Consider the following 15,938-nt stretch of genomic DNA (forward strand, 5'->3'; position numbering starts at 1 on the left):
GATGTTCACCTTGAACGAGGACGAGCGAGCGATCAACGACACCGCTCGCGAATTCGCCGACGAGTTCCTGGCACCGGATGCCATCGAATGGGATCAGCAGAAACACTTTCCGGTGGACGTGCTGCGCAAGGCAGCGGGACTGGGAATGGGCGGCATCTACATTCGCGAGGATGTGGGTGGATCGGGTCTGACCAGAGTCGATTCGGTGCGGATCTTCGAGCAGTTGGCCACTGGTGACCCGTCCATCGCGGCGTACATCTCCATTCACAACATGGTCGCGTGGATGATCGACACCTACGGCAACGACGAGCAACGGCAGCGTTGGCTCCCGGGCCTGTGCGCGATGGATCAGCTGGGGAGCTACTGCCTCACCGAGCCGGGCGCGGGATCCGACGCCGCGATGCTCGGCACCAAAGCTGTGCGTGACGGTGACGAATATGTGCTGGACGGCGTCAAGCAATTCATTTCCGGCGCAGGCACATCCGAGGTGTACGTCGTGATGGCGCGCACCGGTGCACCAGGGCCGCGCGGCATCTCGGCGTTCATCGTGCCGAAGGACTCCGCGGGACTCTCGTTCGGAGCCAACGAGAAGAAGATGGGCTGGAATGCCCAGCCCACCCGGCAGGTCGTTCTCGAAGGAGTCCGCATCCCGGCCGAGAACCTGCTCGGCAACGAGGGCGACGGGTTCCGTATCGCGATGAACGGACTCAACGGAGGGCGCATCAACATCGCGGCATGTTCGATCGGCGGCGCGCAGTCCGCTCTCGACAAGGCCGTTGCCTACCTCGCCGAGCGCAAGGCGTTCGGGGCGCGGTTGCTCGATGCGCAGGCGCTCCAGTTCCGACTCGCCGATTTCAAGACCGAACTCGAAGCCGCCCGCACGTTGCTGTGGCGGGCCGCCGACGCGCTGCAGAACGACGCGCCGGACAAGGTCGAAATGTGCGCCATGGCAAAGCGTTTCGGAACCGACACCGGATTCGAGGTCGCCAACGGAGCGCTGCAACTGCTCGGCGGCTACGGCTATCTCAGCGAGTACGGCGTCGAGAAGATCGTTCGTGACCTTCGGGTGCACCAGATTCTGGAAGGGACAAACGAAATCATGCGGGTGGTTGTCGCTCGGTCGATCGTGGGTGCCGCATGAGCGACGTGATCCTCGAGGTCTCCGGCGGTATAGGTCGAATCACCTTGAACCGCCCCAAAGCCATCAATGCGCTCGACCATGCGATGGTTCGCGAGATCGCACCGGCGTTGGCGCAGTGGGCAACCGACGACACTGTGGACGTCGTCCTGCTGACCGGAGCAGGTGAGCGCGGACTGTGTGCAGGCGGCGACATCGTCTCCATCTACCACGACGCCAAGGACGGCGGCAGTGGTAGCAAGGACTTCTGGCGCGAGGAGTACATCCTCAACGCCGCGATCGCTCGATTCCCCAAGCCGTTCGTGGCCATCATGGACGGCATCGTCATGGGCGGAGGGGTCGGACTCTCGGCACATGCGAACACTCGCATCGTCACCGAACGATCGAAGATCGCCATGCCCGAGGTCGGGATCGGTTTCGTTCCCGATGTGGGTGGCACGTACCTGCTCTCGCGTGCACCGGGCGAGATCGGCACTCACTTCGCGCTCACCACGGCGCGGATGAATGCCGCCGACGCCATTGCGGTCGGCTTCGCCGATCACTACATCCCGTCCGACAAGCTCGAGGACTTCTACTCGGCACTTGAGACGGTCAGCGTCGGAGAGGCCGTCGCGACGTTCAGCGAGCCGGCACCGGAGTCCACGATTGTCGGTCAGCAGGGGTGGATCGACGAGTGCTACGCCGGCGACGACGTTCAGGGCATCGTGGACGCGCTTGCCGCCAGCACAGTGCCCGAGGCGCAGAAGTCGGCGCAGGACATCGCGTCCAAATCACCTGTGTCGCTGGCTGTGACACTGAGATCGCTGCGTCGTGCCGCGACGCTGCCGACGCTGGAGTCGGTACTCGACGAGGAATACCGCGTGTCGGTCGCGTCGCTGAGCAGCCACGACCTCGTCGAGGGAATCCGAGCACAAGTGGTCGAGAAGGACCGCAACCCGCAATGGCAACCGCGTTCGTTGGCAGACGTCACGCCCGAGGACGTCGACCGGTACTTCGCGCCCCTCGGGGACGCGGAGCTGGGCCTGTCGAACGCACACACAGAAGGTGAGCAGTCATGAGCGAGAAGACGATCGGCTTCATCGGCCTCGGCCACATGGGTGGACCGATGGCCGCCAATCTGGTGGCGGCCGGCTACACGGTGCAGGGCTTCGACCTGGTTCCCGCCGCGCTCGAGCAGGCCACGAAGGACGGCGTCACCGTGATGGAATCGGCCGTGGCCGCCGTCGCCGATGCCGACATCGTCATCACGATGCTGCCCAACGGCAGACTGGTACTGGGGTTGTACGCGGACCTGCTGCCCGCTGCCGCGCCGGGTACGTTGTTCATCGATTCCTCGACCATCGACGTCGCCGATGCGCACACCGCCCACAAGCTGGTGCACGAGGCAGGACACCGCAGTCTGGACGCGCCGGTTTCCGGCGGAGTCGGGGGAGCGGCCGCAGGAACACTGACCTTCATGGTCGGCGGTTCCGAGGAGGATTTCGCCTCTGCTGCAGAGGTTCTCGACGTCATGGGTCGCAAGGTGGTGCACTGCGGTGCAGCAGGCAACGGCCAGGCCGCCAAGATCTGCAACAACATGATTCTCGGAGTGTCGATGATCGCCATCAGTGAGGCCTTCGTGCTGGGGGAGAAGCTGGGGCTGAGCAATCAGGCACTGTTCGACGTGGCGTCGACTGCGTCGGGTCAATGTTGGGCACTGACGACGAACTGCCCGGTGCCAGGACCGGTCCCGACGAGCCCTGCCAACAACGAGTACAAGCCCGGCTTCGCGGCGGCTCTCATGGACAAGGACCTGGGTCTGGCTGCCAATGCACTGCGCGACAACGGTGTCGAGGGTGTCCTCGGCCTACGGGCGGCCGAGTTGTACTCTCGGTTCAAGGAAACATCCGGGGGCGGCACCGATGTCGACTTCTCCGGCATCATCAACGACATCCGCGAGCGCTCGAACGGAGCAGGCCAGTGAGTGACTACGAGACGATTCTGCTCGAGCGTCGGGGACGCGTCGGCATCATCACACTCAACCGTCCCAAGGCGCTGAACGCGCTCAACTCCGAGCTGATGCGCGAAGTGGTTTCGGTGGTCGAAGAACTCGACGCCGACTCCGGCATCGGTGCGATCCTGATCACCGGCTCCGAGCGAGCCTTCGCGGCCGGCGCCGACATCAAGGAGATGCAGCCCAAGTCCTACATGGACGTGTACCTCGACGACTTCTTCGCGGCGTGGGATCGACTTGCGTCGGCTCGGACGCCGTTGATCGCAGCGGTCTCCGGTTACGCGCTCGGCGGCGGGTGTGAACTCGCGATGCTGTGCGATGTCCTGATCGCCTCGGACACCGCGGTATTCGGACAACCCGAGATCAAGCTCGGCGTCATCCCGGGAATCGGCGGGTCGCAGCGCCTGACGCGAGCGGTGGGCAAGGCCAAGGCCATGGAGATGTGCTTGACCGGTCGCAACATGAAGGTCGAGGAAGCCGAGCGAGCCGGACTGGTCTCGCGCATCGTGCCGGTTGCCGATCTGCTCGACGACGCCATCGCGACCGCGACCACCATCGCCGAGATGTCGCTACCGGTTGCCCAGATGGCGAAGGAAGCGGTGAACCGATCGTTCGAGTCCAGTCTGCGCGAGGGTGTTCTGTTCGAGCGCCGCGTGTTTCACTCGACTTTCGCCACCGAGGATCAGAAGGAAGGTATGTCGGCCTTCATCGAGAAGCGGACGCCGAACTTCCAGCACCGGTAGCGGCGGGCTCCACTCTCGGTGCCGTCCTACCTGTCGGGGGACAGGAGGGCGGCCCCGCGGGCCGAGACCAGCTCCGGCATCGACGGCACCAGCGTCGTCAGACCGGTACGCAGCTCGAGAGAACGCGCAATCGAGGTGATGTTCGCACCGCCGCCCACCACGACGATGGACTGCGGTCTGGCACCGGACAATTGGATGGTCTGCTCCACCAGCATGCCCGCATACCGCACCGGTCCTGCGATCAGATCGTCGAAGTCGCGCCGAGTGAGCACATGCCGCGCAGTACCGGACGGATCGGTGGTGCTGACGACGGAGTCCACGCTCAACTGCTCCTTGATGGACCGGCTGGCGTCGATTCCGACGCGAACGCCGTTGGACGAGAGCAGCCTGCGAACCGAGTGATCGAGATCGTCGCCGCAGAACGTGGCAGTGCGCCGAGTCATGAGGGTGCGAGTGGATGCGAGATCGATGACAGTGACCGTGGTGCCGGTGCTACCGATATCGCACAACACGGTGACGCCGTGATTGGGTACCAGCCCGATGAAACGCAGATACCGCACTTGCGCAGCAGTTTCCGGCACGAGCGACGCGGTGCGGGCCGTACCTCGGGTGGCGACTGCGCCTGGATCGGTGGCAACTCGATAGGCGATGGCCGAGAACTGCACCGGCAGCGACATCGTCGCTGCGATCGAGTGGATGGCGTCGACACCGGTGGCGATCGTGGTGGACAGCGACTGCCCGGGCGTGCGGCGCACCGTCCGCGACACGATGGGGGTTCGATGGGGACTGTCCAGATACGTCAGAATTGCGCGTGCACCGTGCGCACCCGCCCCGACCCCCAACACCAGCACCCCGCCCCGCCCTTCAGCAGATCGACTCCGCCCTGTTCCCAGTGCAATTGGACCACGAACGGTACGGGTGTGCCATTGTCTTGTGACGAGTCACCATCGAACTCAGAACGATGTGGTTATGTCATCACTGTCGAAATCGCCTGCATCCGAACGCAGTTCCGCCAGGATCCGAACGAGCGCCATCAACTTGTCACGCGCCAGCCCGGGGCGTGCGAACACCAGTGAGTTCAGGCGCTCGGTGGCCTCGACCGCCAACGTGCGTCCCTGCTCGGTGATTTCGACCAGCGTGGTGCGCCGATCGCTCGGATGCGGGATGCGTCGAACGTATCCCACCGACTCGAGGCGATCGACAGCGTTGGTCACGCTCGTGGGATGCACCTGCAGACGTGCGCTTGCCTTCGCCATCGGAAGAGCGCCGTTCTTGGTGAAGGTCAACAACGTCAGCAATTCGTAGCGCGAAAAGGTCAGTCCCGTCGGCTTCAACGCTTCCTCGACCCGTGCCAGCATGATCTGCTGCGCACGCATCAACGACGTCACTGCGGCCATACCGTCGGCGGCCTCGGACCAGCCGTGCTTGGTCCACTGGCGGTGTGCCTCTGCAATGGGATCGAGGGGAAGCGGGGACGGTGCTGGCATACCGACCATCCTCCCACGGTGCCCGCTTCCGGCGTCTACCGAATCACGACGCGAGGTACTGCGAGCGGAACTCGATCCGTGATCGCCACGCGGGCGAGCGAGATCTGCTCTCGGGCTTCGACTGTGCGGGCGGTGTCGGTGTCGCCGGATGCCAGCGCGCGGTCCAGCAGGTCCAGCTGGGTCAGTACGGCATCGACGTTCTCGGAGGACTGTGCCGCGCGACCCACTCGTTCGGCCAGACGTATGCCTGCCTGCACCACCATGGGGCTGCCGGTGCCGTAGATCCGCACGGCATCGAGGGCATGGTCGATCAACGACGGAACGGCAACGCGGCGGGTGATCACCCGCACGGTGCCGTCGGAGCCGCGACGAGCACGATAGGGCATGGGGCGCTGGACGACTGCGACGAGTCCGACCGTGAGATCGTCGATGGCATTGCGTGCCGTGTACGGATCGTTGACCCCCGTCGACAGAGCGCGTACCGCCATTTCGGTCATCTGCTCGACTGCGAAAGCGATGTCGTGTCGGGGTGTTCGACTGGTGCCGATGTCGAACGACCCTCGAACTCGTCCGATCGCGTCCGCCGAGATGTCTGCCGAGCGATCTGCCAGGACGTCGGCGAGCGGTTCACCGGCAACGACATGGTCACCGGGTACTCGATGAATGTCGATCAACGTGTCGGTGTCGGCAGCGATGTCCAACAAGCCGTTTTCGTCGATGTCGATGATCACCCCGGACTCCTCGGCCAACACCGTCGTGTAGACGGGCGGCTTGACGATGCCCTCCGCCGATGCCGCATCGGCGGGCTGCTCGGGTGGGTAGAGCGCGTCGACGGACTCGGACAGTTCGTCCCGGACGCGGGCGGACAGCGTCGCCACCTGGATCGACTGCGCGATGTGATGGATGAAGTAGACGAGCACACCCACGTCGACCACCGCGAGCGCCACCGCGACGTTCACGGCGATGTCCGGCACGAAGACCGACCCGTCGGATTCGATCGAGCGAATCGACCGCAGCACCATCAGCGAGTACAGGAACGTGGCACCGAAGATGCCGAGCACCACCTGGTTCCCGCGATCGGCCATGAAGTTGCGCACCAGGCGGGGGCCGTACGAGGAGCTGGCGGTGGCGAGGACCGAGATGGTGATGGAGAACGACGTCGCCGCCACGCCGAGCATCGACCCGCCGATCGCACCGAGGATGTCGCGGCTACCGCTGGCACCCACGTGATAGAGCAGCGAGCCCGTCAGATCCACGCGGGTGTCCAGCAGGTAGCGATCGAGACTCACCAGTGCCTGCGCGAGCACGAGTGCGACAACTCCGAGGACGGCAGGAATGAACCAGAACGATTCTCGCAGCTTGGCCAAGTGTTCCTTCATGACGCACAGTCTTCCCCTGGGCGTCCGAACCAACCCTCGGGGTTCGAATCACGGCGATCGAAACTGTGGGCTGAGCCCACTCGATACGGCATCGTCATCGGTGATGCGGGTGTGGCCGAGTGGCTAGGCACCGGCCTGCAAAGCCGTTCACACGGGTTCGAATCCCGTCGCTCGCTCTGTTCGATCGAGGCCGACCAGCAATGGTCGGTCTCGATTCGTTTCGCATCAGGCCAGCAGAGCGGGCTTGCGTGCCACGGTGACGGCCCAATCCGCGTCGACGCGCCAGGGCCGCAGATCCCAGGTCGCGAATCTGTGTTCGAGGACGAAGCCGGTCGCCGCCAGATCCGCGTCGAGCATGTCGACGGTGTACTCCCGATCGGTGGCGAATCCGGCGACGAAGACCCCGCCACCGGTCAGGTGTGCCCAGATGCGTTCGAGCGCTGCGCGTTCGGTTCCGGGTTTCATGAAGACCAGTACGTTGCCCGCGGCCACGGCCGCGTCGAAGGTCCGGCCGAGATCCAGCGTCGTCAGATCGGCGACGTGCACGTCGAGTTCGGAATGTGCGCGCGCTGCCTCGGCCAGAACCGGATCGAGATCCACTGCGGTCACCCGGTGTCCGCGTCGGGCCAACTCCGCGCCGAGTCGGCCGGTACCGCATCCGGCATCGAGAATGCTCGACGCGGGGGAGACCACCGCGTCGACCATGCGGGCCTCGCCGTGCAGATCCACGCCACGTTCGGCCAGGCGGTCGAAACGCTCGATGTAGCGTGCGGAATCGTCTGCGGAGTTCTCGGCCTGCCAGCGTGTGGTCACCCCGACAGGGTAGGTCAGCTCAGTTCCTCGAGGGCGGACTGGGCTTCGGCGACGCGAGCGCGGGCCGCCTCGAGTACCTCCGCCGTCGACTCCGCCTGTAGGACACTGGCCTCGTTCGCTTCTCGCGCAGCCTGCGCGGTGGCCCTGGCTGCCTCCAACTGGAACTCGATTCGCTCTACTTCTGCTGCAGCACTGTGTAACTCGGACGCTTTTCGTTCGGTGTCGGACCGGGCGTCCTCGGCTTCGGTTCGTGCGGCATCGAGATCGGATTCGGCCGACTCGAGTTCGGCGAGCAGCCGGTTCCGTTCGGCTTCGTCCGCTTCCTGCCGGTCGTCCTCGATCTCCGAAGACGGCGAGTCGGACTCGTCGGACTCGGCACCGTCATTCTCGTCGGGCGGGTCGGGAACGAGGGAGAGCAGCGCAGGTCCGAAGCCGCTGTACGTTTCGGCCACTACGGTTCGGCCGGCACGCACGCGGTCGCGTATCTCGGCATCGGCCATCGCTGCGTTCAGGGTGTTGGAGATCTCGCGGGCAGCGTTGTCGCCGACGGTGGTCCCGGTCTCGCGTCCCAGCGAGACTGCACGATCGGTCAGGGCGCGTATCGAAGTGCTTCGAGCAGTGGACAATTCACGCAGCCGGGGGCCGTCGCCGCGCTGCTGGGCTCGTTCGAGTTGCTCGCCCAGATCGAACAGTTCGGCCAGAGCCGATTCGTCTCGCCGAGCGAGTGTGTTCACCAACCACGCCACGACCGTGGGCTTGCGGAGGGCACCGATGCGGGTGGCACCGGCTTTGTCGCCTGCCTTCTTGAAGCGGGAAACGTATGCGGTGCGGTGCGAGACGAAATCGGTGGGAGGGAGCGAATACAGATCGTCGACGACGGTGTCGATGTGGGGGAGATCCTCGGACATCGAAGTCCACCGTCTCGTTCGAGCAGCCACCGTACGACAGTGAACTGCGTGAAAGATGTGTGCCCCCGGCAGGATTCGAACCTGCGGCCTTTCGCTCCGGAGGCGAACGCTCTATCCCCTGAGCTACGGGGGCGCACCGGCGAACCGGTGTGCCTGTTGGGCTGTACGAAAGACTAGCGCATCCGGGACGCGAGTCGAAATCACCCCTCGGGCAGCGGCTGCGCACCCTTCTCGGCGAGCATCTGCTTCATCAGCGTCGACTCGCTGGTCTGGGTGGCAACCATGGACTTCGCCAGATTGATCACCGCAGGTGACTGCGCGTGCGTCTGCGCGTACTCCATCATCGCCAGGCCGCCCTCGTGGTGGCGCAACATGAGCTGGAGGAACATCACGTCGACGTCCGAGCCGGTGGCTTGGCGAAGCGCGGCGAGTTCGGCCGAACTGGCCATTCCCGGCATGGCCCGGGTGGGATCAGAGGATCCGGGATCCATGGACATCCCGCCCATCGAGTGACCGTGCGAGTCGTCCTCGGCCATCCAGGTCATGTAGCCGTCGGTCGAGATCGGTGCGCGATCCCACAGGGCCAACCAGCCCTGCATCTGTCCCACCTGGTTCTGCTGCGAGGTCAGCATGTCGAACGCCAGGTTCTTGACGGCCTGATCGGAGGCGTTGGTCAGCGCCACCGCGGCCATCTCGATGGCCTGGTTGTGGTGCACGGTCATGTCCTGAGCAAAGCCGACATCGACCGAGTCCGCGGCCGGTGCACTGTCGTCGCCGCCCAGTGGACTCTGCACCAGGAAGCCCACGGCGAAGCCGATCGCGAGGACGGCGATCAGCGCGAGGGCCACCAGCGCGGTGCGCTGGCTCGGCTTGGTCGCGGACGTGGTGGCCTCCGCATTCTCGGTCGGTGTCGGTGCGGTCATCAGTTCGCGGGGATCTGGAGATCGCTGGGCAGCTGCATCCCGCCGGCGCCACCGGCCTCGCTGGCGTCGGGAGTGATCCCGGCACCGTCCATCGGCACCGCGTCCGCGCCAGGAGCGGAGGCATCGAAGAGTGGCGGGTTGTCGGGATCGAAGCCGTCACCGCTGGTGTTCGGGACGGACGCGCAGCTGGCACCGACCTCCGGGTAGGCGAAGCGATTGAGTCGAAGTGCAGAGATGAACTGTCCGATGCGTTCGTCGTCCACGCTGTCCAGCTTGAGCTGGTGGCCCCACGACTGCAGCGAGACCGGGGAGTCGAGGCCGGGGTACGGCGACATCATCATCTGCGTTTCACCGTCGACGCGATCGGCCAGCGACTGGATCTGGTCCGCGTTCAGGTCGTCGGGGTTGTAGGTGACCCAGACGGCACCGTGCTCGAGGGAGTGCACGGCATTCTCGGTGCGAATGGCTTCGGGATAGACGATTCCCGTGCAGGTTGCCCACACGGCATCGTGCGGTCCACCGAACGGCGGCGACTGGTCGTAGGCGACCCGCTGCGTGCGCCCGACGTGTAGAGCCGCGGGGTACTCCTGCACGGTCACACCCTCGATGCCCGTCGACGGATCCTGATTGGCCTCGCTGGGTGCGAACTTCTGCGCCTCGGCTCGGTCCTGGTACTTCGGATACAGATTGATCCCGAGGCCCGCTACGAGACCGACGACAACGACGACACCGGCAACCGTCAGCCAGGGAATCTGCCTGCCCGTGGCGGTGGGCACACCGCCCTTCTTCTTGCGAGCTGACTTCTTGTTGGCTGCATTGATGGCTTTGTCTGCCTTCGCAGCCGACTTGTTCTGACTGCCTTTGTCGGGACCCGTTGGCATCGCTGTAGTTGCTCTCTCAGTCGAGGAAAGGTGGTGGTCGGTTGCGCTGGTGCTGCGTATCTGCTGGTGACGGCATCATTGGATGAGCGTCGGCGCAGAGCGTCCTCACTGTACGTTCTCTGCCTGAGAGCGTGCTCAGAGCCTGCGCGGACCGCGTCGGCCGAGGCTGCTCGCGGGCAGACGGGCAGTGGATGCGAGGACGCCGCGCACCAGCCAATAGGATAGCTACCTGTGACTCCCGCCGATCTTGCCGAACTGCTTCACGCGACCGCCGCGAAGGTGCTTGCCGACCGCGGCCTGGATGCATCCGTCCTGCCTGCGAAGCTGACCGTCGAGCGTCCCCGAAATCCCGAGCACGGCGACTACGCAACCAACGTGGCACTGCAGGTCGCGAAGAAGGCCGGAGCCAATCCCCGCGACTTCGCCGGCTGGCTCGCCGAGGCTCTCGCCGCCGACGCCGCCATCGCCGATGCCGACGTCGCAGGGCCCGGATTCCTGAACATCAGGCTGGCCGCCGCAGCGCAGGGCGAGATCGTCGCCCGCGTACTCGCCGCAGGTGCGGCATTCGGCAACGGTTCCACGATGGCAGGCAAGAAGGTCAACCTCGAGTTCGTCTCGGCCAACCCGACCGGCCCGGTGCACCTCGGTGGTACCCGGTGGGCCGCCGTCGGCGATGCACTCGGCCGCATCCTGACCGCCCACGGAGCAGAGGTCACCCGCGAGTACTTCTTCAACGATCACGGCGCTCAGATCGCGCGCTTCACTCACTCGCTCATCGCCGCAGCGAAGGGTGAGCCTGCACCCGACAACGGCTATGCGGGTGAGTACATCGCCGACATCGCAGCGCACGTGCTGGCCGAGCGACCCGACGCGCTCGCACTGGACACCGAGGCCAGGGAGGAGGCGTTCCGGTCCATCGGCACCGAGTTGATGTTCGATCGGATCAAGGCGAACCTGCACGAGTTCGGTGTCGACTTCGACGTCTACTTCCACGAGAACTCGCTCTTCGAGTCCGGGGCCGTCGACAAGTCGGTCGAATACCTCAAGACCTCGGGGAGCCTCTACGAGAAGGACGGGGCCTGGTGGCTGCGCTCCACCGACTTCGGTGACGACAAGGATCGCGTCGTCATCAAGAGCGACGGCAACGCCGCCTACATCGCCGGCGACATCGCCTACTTCCAGAACAAGCGGCAGCGCGGCTTCGACCTGTGCATCTACATGCTCGGAGCAGACCACCACGGGTACATCGGACGGCTCAAGGCGGCCGCGGCTGCGTTCGGAGACGACCCCGAGACCGTCGAGGTGCTCATCGGCCAGATGGTCAACCTCGTCCGCGACGGCGTGGCCGTGAAGATGAGCAAGCGTGCCGGAACCGTCATCACCCTCGACGACCTGGTCGAAGCCATCGGCGTCGATGCTTCCCGCTACGTGATGATCCGTTCGTCCGTCGACTCGAGCATCGACATCGACCTCGCGCTGTGGGCGAGCGCGAGCAACGAGAACCCGGTGTACTACGTCCAGTACGCCCACGCCCGCCTTGCCTCGCTCGCACGCAATGCCGCCGAACTGGGAATCAGCGCTCAGCAGCCGGATCTGAGCCTGCTCACCCATGAGCAGGAAGGCGAGTTGATCAGGACGATCGGCGAGTATCCACGAGTGGTGGCCAGCGCCGCCGAACTACGCGAACCACACCGGATCGCCCGCTACCTCGAGGAGCTGGCGGGGGCGTACCACCGCTTCTACGGTGCGTGTCGAGTACTTCCACAAGGAGACGAGGAGCCCGGACCTGTGAACACCGCACGACTGGCGTTGGGGAACGCGACCCGGCAGGTCCTGGCCAACGGCCTCGAACTGCTCGGCGTCAGCGCACCGGAGCGCATGTGAGCGCACATCCGGCAGGACCCAAACATGCCGATTCCCCCGCGAAAGAGTCGATGTCCCATCGCCCGGCCGACGCGTCGGAGATGACGACGCTGCCCGAGCAGGTGTGGCCCCGCAACGCCGAGCGCGGTGAGGACGGCACCGTCCGTCTCGCCGGAGTGTCGGTCACCGAGCTCGCAGAGCAGTACGGCACACCGTTGTTCGTCGTCGACGAAGACGATTTCCGTTCGCGCTGCCGTGAAATGGCGGCAGCGTTCGGGGCACCCGAACGAGTTCACTACGCCTCCAAGGCTTTCCTGTGCGGAGAGATCGCACGTTGGGTGGCCGACGAAGGACTCTCGCTCGACATCTGCTCCGGGGGAGAGTTGGCCATCGCGTTGGCTGCCGGATTCCCGGCCGATCGAATTGCCATGCACGGCAACAACAAATCGGTCGCCGAGCTCGAGGCGGGCGTGCGCGCAGGCGTCGAACATGTGGTACTCGACTCCAACATCGAGATCGATCGACTAGACGACGTCGCCGGAGCGGCCGGTGTGGTGCAGGACGTGCTGATCCGCATCACCGTCGGTGTCGAAGCGCATACGCACGAGTTCATCGCCACCGCGCACGAGGACCAGAAGTTCGGCTTCTCGCTCGCCGACGGCTCGGCGCTCGACGCCGTCCGGCGCGTGTTCGCTGCCGACAACCTTCGCCTCGTGGGACTGCACAGTCACATCGGTTCGCAGATATTCGAGGTCGACGGCTTCGAGCTGGCAGCGCACAAGGTCATCGGGCTGCTCCGAGACATCGTCTCGGAGTTCGGCGTCGACAAGACCTCCCAGATCTCGACGCTGGATCTCGGTGGCGGCATGGGTATTTCGTACGTGCCGACCGACGACCCGCCGCCGGTGGAGCAGCTCGCGGCGAAGTTGACTGCCATCGTGGAGACGGAATCCGCCGCAGTAGGACTGCCTGTCCCGACGATCGCCGTGGAACCCGGCCGCGCCATCGCCGGACCGGGCACCGTCACGCTCTACGAGGTCGGCACCATCAAGGACGTCACCGTCGACAAGACGACGCGCAGGCGCTACATCAGCGTCGACGGCGGCATGAGCGACAACATCCGAACCTCGCTGTACCAGGCCGAATACGATTGCCGGCTGGTCTCGCGCACGAGCGAAGCCGAGGCGCTCGTGGCTCGGGTGGTCGGAAAGCATTGTGAGAGTGGCGACATCGTCATCAAGAACACGTGGATGCCGGCGGACGTCGGCCCGGGTGACCTGCTCGCGGTAGCGGCCACCGGGGCCTACTGCTACTCCATGTCCAGTCGCTACAACCTGCTGACGCGGCCCGCTGTGGTTGCGGTCAAGGACGGGCATTCGCGCCTGATCCTGCGGCGGGAAACCATCGAAGATCTGCTCAGCTTGGAGGTTCAGCCATGACATCGAAGCCGATAGGCGTCGCCGTACTCGGACTCGGAAACGTCGGCAGCGAGGTCGTTCGAATCCTCACCGAGAACGCCGAGGACTTCGAGGCGAGAATCGGTGCGCCACTCGAGATTCGGGGCATCGCTGTGCGTCGGGTCGACGGTGATCGTGGAGTTCCGCCCGAGCTGCTCACCGACGATCCGGCCGAACTCGTCGGCCGCGACGACGTCGACATCGTCGTCGAGGTGCTCGGTGGAATCGACATTCCCCGCAAGCTGGTGCTCTCTGCCCTGGAGAAGGGTAAGTCCGTCATCACGGCCAACAAGGCCTTGCTGGCCGAGTACACCGGAGAACTGGCCGACGCGGCCGAGAAGTCGCGCGCCGACCTGTATTTCGAGGCCGCCGTGGCCGGAGCCATTCCCGTGGTTCGCCCGCTGATGCAGTCCCTCGCAGGTGACCGCGTGAACAAGGTCGCCGGCATCGTCAACGGCACCACCAACTTCATCCTCTCGGCCATGGACGAGACCGGAGCGGACTACGCCGAGACCCTCGCCGAGGCAGGGCGTCTGGGCTACGCCGAGGCCGACCCGACCGCCGACGTCGAAGGCTACGACGCTGCATCGAAGGCCGCGATCCTGGCGTCCATCGCGTTCCACACGCGGGTCACGGCCGGTGACGTCTACCGCGAGGGCATCAGCAAGATCACCGCGGACGATCTCGAGACCGCGAAATCCCTGGACTGCACCATCAAACTGCTGGCCATCTGCGAGCGAATCGTCACGCCCAAGGGCAAGGAGCGAATCTCCGCTCGGGTCTACCCAGCGCTCGTTCCGCTGAACCACCCGTTGGCAGCGGTGAACGGTGCGTTCAACGCCGTGGTCGTCGAAGCGGAGGCGGCCGGCCGCCTGATGTTCTACGGCCAGGGTGCAGGCGGTGCGCCGACCGCGTCCGCGGTACTCGGCGACCTGGTGATGGCCGCTCGCAACAAGTTCTACGGCGGACGGGGTCCACTCGAATCCAAGTACGCCAAGCTCAAGGTGGCCCCCATGGGTGACATCCTCACTCGCTACTACGTCAGCATGCAGGTCGCAGACAAGCCAGGTGTTCTCGCCACGGTGGCGGCCGAGTTCTCCAAGCGCGACGTCAGCATTTCCACGGTGCGTCAGCAGGGCTCGGGTGACGGAGCCAGGCTCGTCGTCGTCACGCACCTCGCGGCCGATTCCGCACTGTCCGACACCGTTGCATCCCTCGAGCAGCTCGACGTCGTCGTCAACGTCGCCAGCGTTCTCCGATTGGAAGGCACCACCGTATGAGCGTCCACACCCCCTGGCCCGGTCTGATCGAGGCATACCGCTCCCGTCTGGCGATCGGCCCGGATTGGAAGACCGTCACGCTGCGCGAGGGCGGAACGCCGTTGTTGCCTGCCGGGCACCTGTCCGAACTGACCGGGTGCACAGTGCATCTGAAGGTCGAGGGACTCAACCCCACCGGTTCCTTCAAGGACCGAGGGATGACCATGGCCGTCACCGACGCGCTCGCCCGAGGCCAGGAAGCCGTTCTCTGCGCCTCGACCGGCAACACCTCGGCCTCCGCGGCAGCGTACGCGGCCAAGGCCGGAATGAGCTGTGCCGTACTGGTTCCGCAGGGCAAGATCGCCATGGGCAAGCTCGCTCAGGCAGTCATGCACGGAGCCAAGATCATCCAGGTGCAGGGCAACTTCGACGATTGCCTCGAACTGGCCCGCAAGACGACGGCCGAGTTCCCGACCATCGGCTTGGTCAACTCCGTCAACCCCGTCCGCATCGAAGGGCAGAAGACCGCAGCCTTCGAGATCTGCGACGCCCTCGGCGACGCACCGGACATCCACGCACTGCCGGTCGGCAACGCGGGAAACATCACCGCGTACTGGCGTGGCTACTCGGAGTACTTCCGTGACGGTCTCACCACGCGCAAGCCGCGGATGCTCGGAGTCCAGGCCGCGGGCGCGGCTCCTCTGGTTCACGGTGCGCCGGTGAAGGATCCGGAAACGATCGCCACCGCAATCCGGATCGGTTCGCCCGCGTCCTGGAACGGTGCCGTCAATGCCAAGGAAGAGTCGAACGGAGCATTCCGCGCAGCGACCGACGAGGAGATCCTCGAGGCGTACCGGTTGATCGCGAAGACCGAAGGTGTGTTCGTCGAGCCCGCCTCCGCGGCCAGTGTCGCCGGACTCCTGGCAGCTCGAAAGGAAGGCTGGCTGGAGCCGGGCCTGACCGTCGTGTGCACGGTCACCGGAAACGGCCTCAAGGATCCCGACACTGCGCTGTCGGGAATGCCTGTCGTAGAGCCGATTTCGGTCGATCCCGTCGCTGTCGCGGCTGCGCTCGAGCTGGCCTGAGTTGACGGA

15 protein-coding genes and 2 tRNA genes are annotated in these 15,938 nt (G+C 65.2%); 9 read left to right on the top strand and 8 right to left on the bottom strand.

Annotation, left to right across the window (positions count from 1 at the left end; all coding sequences use genetic code 11):
- The first annotated feature begins 1 nt into the window (after position 1).
- From NY08_RS01100 to NY08_RS01115, 4 genes are read left to right on the top strand one after another with little or no spacing between them, the layout of a single operon-like run.
- Complete coding sequence (locus NY08_RS01100) at positions 2–1,141, top strand: isobutyryl-CoA dehydrogenase (protein WP_045194444.1); 1,140 nt, start codon at positions 2–4, stop codon at positions 1,139–1,141.
- Positions 1,138–2,196, top strand: a complete 1,059-nt coding sequence (locus NY08_RS01105; protein ID WP_045194446.1) for an enoyl-CoA hydratase/isomerase family protein — start codon at positions 1,138–1,140, stop codon at positions 2,194–2,196. Before NY08_RS01100 ends, NY08_RS01105 begins: the two co-directional genes overlap by 4 nt.
- Positions 2,193–3,101, top strand: a complete 909-nt coding sequence (mmsB, locus tag NY08_RS01110; protein ID WP_045194448.1) for a 3-hydroxyisobutyrate dehydrogenase — start codon at positions 2,193–2,195, stop codon at positions 3,099–3,101. Before NY08_RS01105 ends, mmsB begins: the two co-directional genes overlap by 4 nt.
- On the top strand, positions 3,098–3,874 hold the full coding sequence (locus NY08_RS01115; RefSeq protein WP_045194450.1) for an enoyl-CoA hydratase: 777 nt from the start codon (positions 3,098–3,100) through the stop codon (positions 3,872–3,874). Before mmsB ends, NY08_RS01115 begins: the two co-directional genes overlap by 4 nt.
- Before the next feature lie 26 nt (positions 3,875–3,900).
- On the opposite strand, the gene NY08_RS01120 is transcribed toward NY08_RS01115, so the two are convergent.
- From NY08_RS01120 to NY08_RS01130, 3 genes are all read right to left on the bottom strand, one after another.
- Positions 3,901–4,725, bottom strand: coding sequence for a hypothetical protein (locus NY08_RS01120; RefSeq protein ID WP_032393504.1), 825 nt, complete (start codon positions 4,723–4,725; stop codon positions 3,901–3,903).
- A gap of 102 nt (positions 4,726–4,827) precedes the next feature.
- Positions 4,828–5,361 (bottom strand): MarR family winged helix-turn-helix transcriptional regulator, encoded by a 534-nt coding sequence (locus NY08_RS01125; protein ID WP_032393535.1) that lies wholly within the window; start codon positions 5,359–5,361, stop codon positions 4,828–4,830.
- 35 nt (positions 5,362–5,396) lie between these two features.
- Positions 5,397–6,740: a DUF2254 domain-containing protein gene (locus tag NY08_RS01130; RefSeq protein WP_045194452.1), complete on the bottom strand. Its 1,344-nt coding sequence runs from the start codon at positions 6,738–6,740 to the stop codon at positions 5,397–5,399.
- Positions 6,741–6,845: 105 nt separating this feature from the next.
- Here NY08_RS01130 and NY08_RS01135 point away from each other — a divergent pair.
- Positions 6,846–6,916: transfer RNA gene (locus NY08_RS01135), tRNA-Cys, on the top strand.
- Between the two features lie 49 nt (positions 6,917–6,965).
- Here the strand turns inward: NY08_RS01135 and NY08_RS01140 are convergent.
- The 5 genes from NY08_RS01140 to NY08_RS01160 form a co-directional block, all read right to left on the bottom strand.
- Complete coding sequence (locus tag NY08_RS01140) at positions 6,966–7,553, bottom strand: class I SAM-dependent DNA methyltransferase (protein ID WP_045194455.1); 588 nt, start codon at positions 7,551–7,553, stop codon at positions 6,966–6,968.
- A 14-nt stretch (positions 7,554–7,567) separates the two neighbouring features.
- Positions 7,568–8,461 carry a hypothetical protein gene (locus tag NY08_RS01145; RefSeq protein WP_052683693.1) on the bottom strand — a complete coding sequence of 298 codons (894 nt, stop codon included), beginning with the start codon at positions 8,459–8,461 and terminating at the stop codon, positions 7,568–7,570.
- 60 nt (positions 8,462–8,521) lie between these two features.
- Positions 8,522–8,594, bottom strand: a tRNA-Arg gene (locus NY08_RS01150).
- Positions 8,595–8,661: 67 nt separating this feature from the next.
- On the bottom strand, positions 8,662–9,384 hold the full coding sequence (locus NY08_RS01155) for a DUF305 domain-containing protein (RefSeq protein WP_045194457.1): 723 nt from the start codon (positions 9,382–9,384) through the stop codon (positions 8,662–8,664).
- Complete coding sequence (locus NY08_RS01160) at positions 9,384–10,265, bottom strand: DUF3105 domain-containing protein (protein WP_032393508.1); 882 nt, start codon at positions 10,263–10,265, stop codon at positions 9,384–9,386. Before NY08_RS01160 ends, NY08_RS01155 begins: the two co-directional genes overlap by 1 nt.
- A 231-nt stretch (positions 10,266–10,496) precedes the next feature.
- Between NY08_RS01160 and argS the strand changes: the two genes are divergently transcribed.
- The 4 genes from argS to thrC are packed head-to-tail and all read left to right on the top strand — an operon-like array spanning position 10,497 to position 15,929.
- A complete protein-coding gene (argS, locus tag NY08_RS01165; RefSeq protein ID WP_045194459.1) occupies positions 10,497–12,149 on the top strand; it encodes an arginine--tRNA ligase in 1,653 nt (550 codons plus the stop codon).
- Positions 12,146–13,567 carry a diaminopimelate decarboxylase gene (lysA, locus tag NY08_RS01170; protein WP_045194461.1) on the top strand — a complete coding sequence of 474 codons (1,422 nt, stop codon included), beginning with the start codon at positions 12,146–12,148 and terminating at the stop codon, positions 13,565–13,567. Before argS ends, lysA begins: the two co-directional genes overlap by 4 nt.
- A complete protein-coding gene (locus NY08_RS01175; protein WP_032393511.1) occupies positions 13,564–14,865 on the top strand; it encodes a homoserine dehydrogenase in 1,302 nt (433 codons plus the stop codon). The genes lysA and NY08_RS01175 overlap by 4 nt, the downstream gene beginning before the upstream one ends.
- Positions 14,862–15,929 (top strand): threonine synthase, encoded by a 1,068-nt coding sequence (gene thrC / locus NY08_RS01180; protein ID WP_027497914.1) that lies wholly within the window; start codon positions 14,862–14,864, stop codon positions 15,927–15,929. The genes NY08_RS01175 and thrC overlap by 4 nt, the downstream gene beginning before the upstream one ends.
- The last annotated feature ends 9 nt before the right edge of the window (positions 15,930–15,938 follow it).

This window comes from Rhodococcus sp. B7740, assembly GCF_000954115.1.
GTDB lineage: Bacteria > Actinomycetota > Actinomycetes > Mycobacteriales > Mycobacteriaceae > Rhodococcoides.

Coding starts and splice junctions, on each gene's coding strand:
- NY08_RS01105 (WP_045194446.1), top strand. CDS start 1,138: ATGAGCGACGTGATCCTCGAGGTCTCCGGCGGTATAGGTCGAATCACC.
- NY08_RS01100 (WP_045194444.1), top strand. CDS start 2: ATGTTCACCTTGAACGAGGACGAGCGAGCGATCAACGACACCGCTCGC.
- NY08_RS01130 (WP_045194452.1), bottom strand. CDS start 6,740: ATGAAGGAACACTTGGCCAAGCTGCGAGAATCGTTCTGGTTCATTCCT.
- NY08_RS01145 (WP_052683693.1), bottom strand. CDS start 8,461: ATGTCCGAGGATCTCCCCCACATCGACACCGTCGTCGACGATCTGTAT.
- NY08_RS01125 (WP_032393535.1), bottom strand. CDS start 5,361: ATGCCAGCACCGTCCCCGCTTCCCCTCGATCCCATTGCAGAGGCACAC.
- NY08_RS01175 (WP_032393511.1), top strand. CDS start 13,564: ATGACATCGAAGCCGATAGGCGTCGCCGTACTCGGACTCGGAAACGTC.
- NY08_RS01155 (WP_045194457.1), bottom strand. CDS start 9,384: ATGACCGCACCGACACCGACCGAGAATGCGGAGGCCACCACGTCCGCG.
- mmsB (WP_045194448.1), top strand. CDS start 2,193: ATGAGCGAGAAGACGATCGGCTTCATCGGCCTCGGCCACATGGGTGGA.
- thrC (WP_027497914.1), top strand. CDS start 14,862: ATGAGCGTCCACACCCCCTGGCCCGGTCTGATCGAGGCATACCGCTCC.
- NY08_RS01160 (WP_032393508.1), bottom strand. CDS start 10,265: ATGCCAACGGGTCCCGACAAAGGCAGTCAGAACAAGTCGGCTGCGAAG.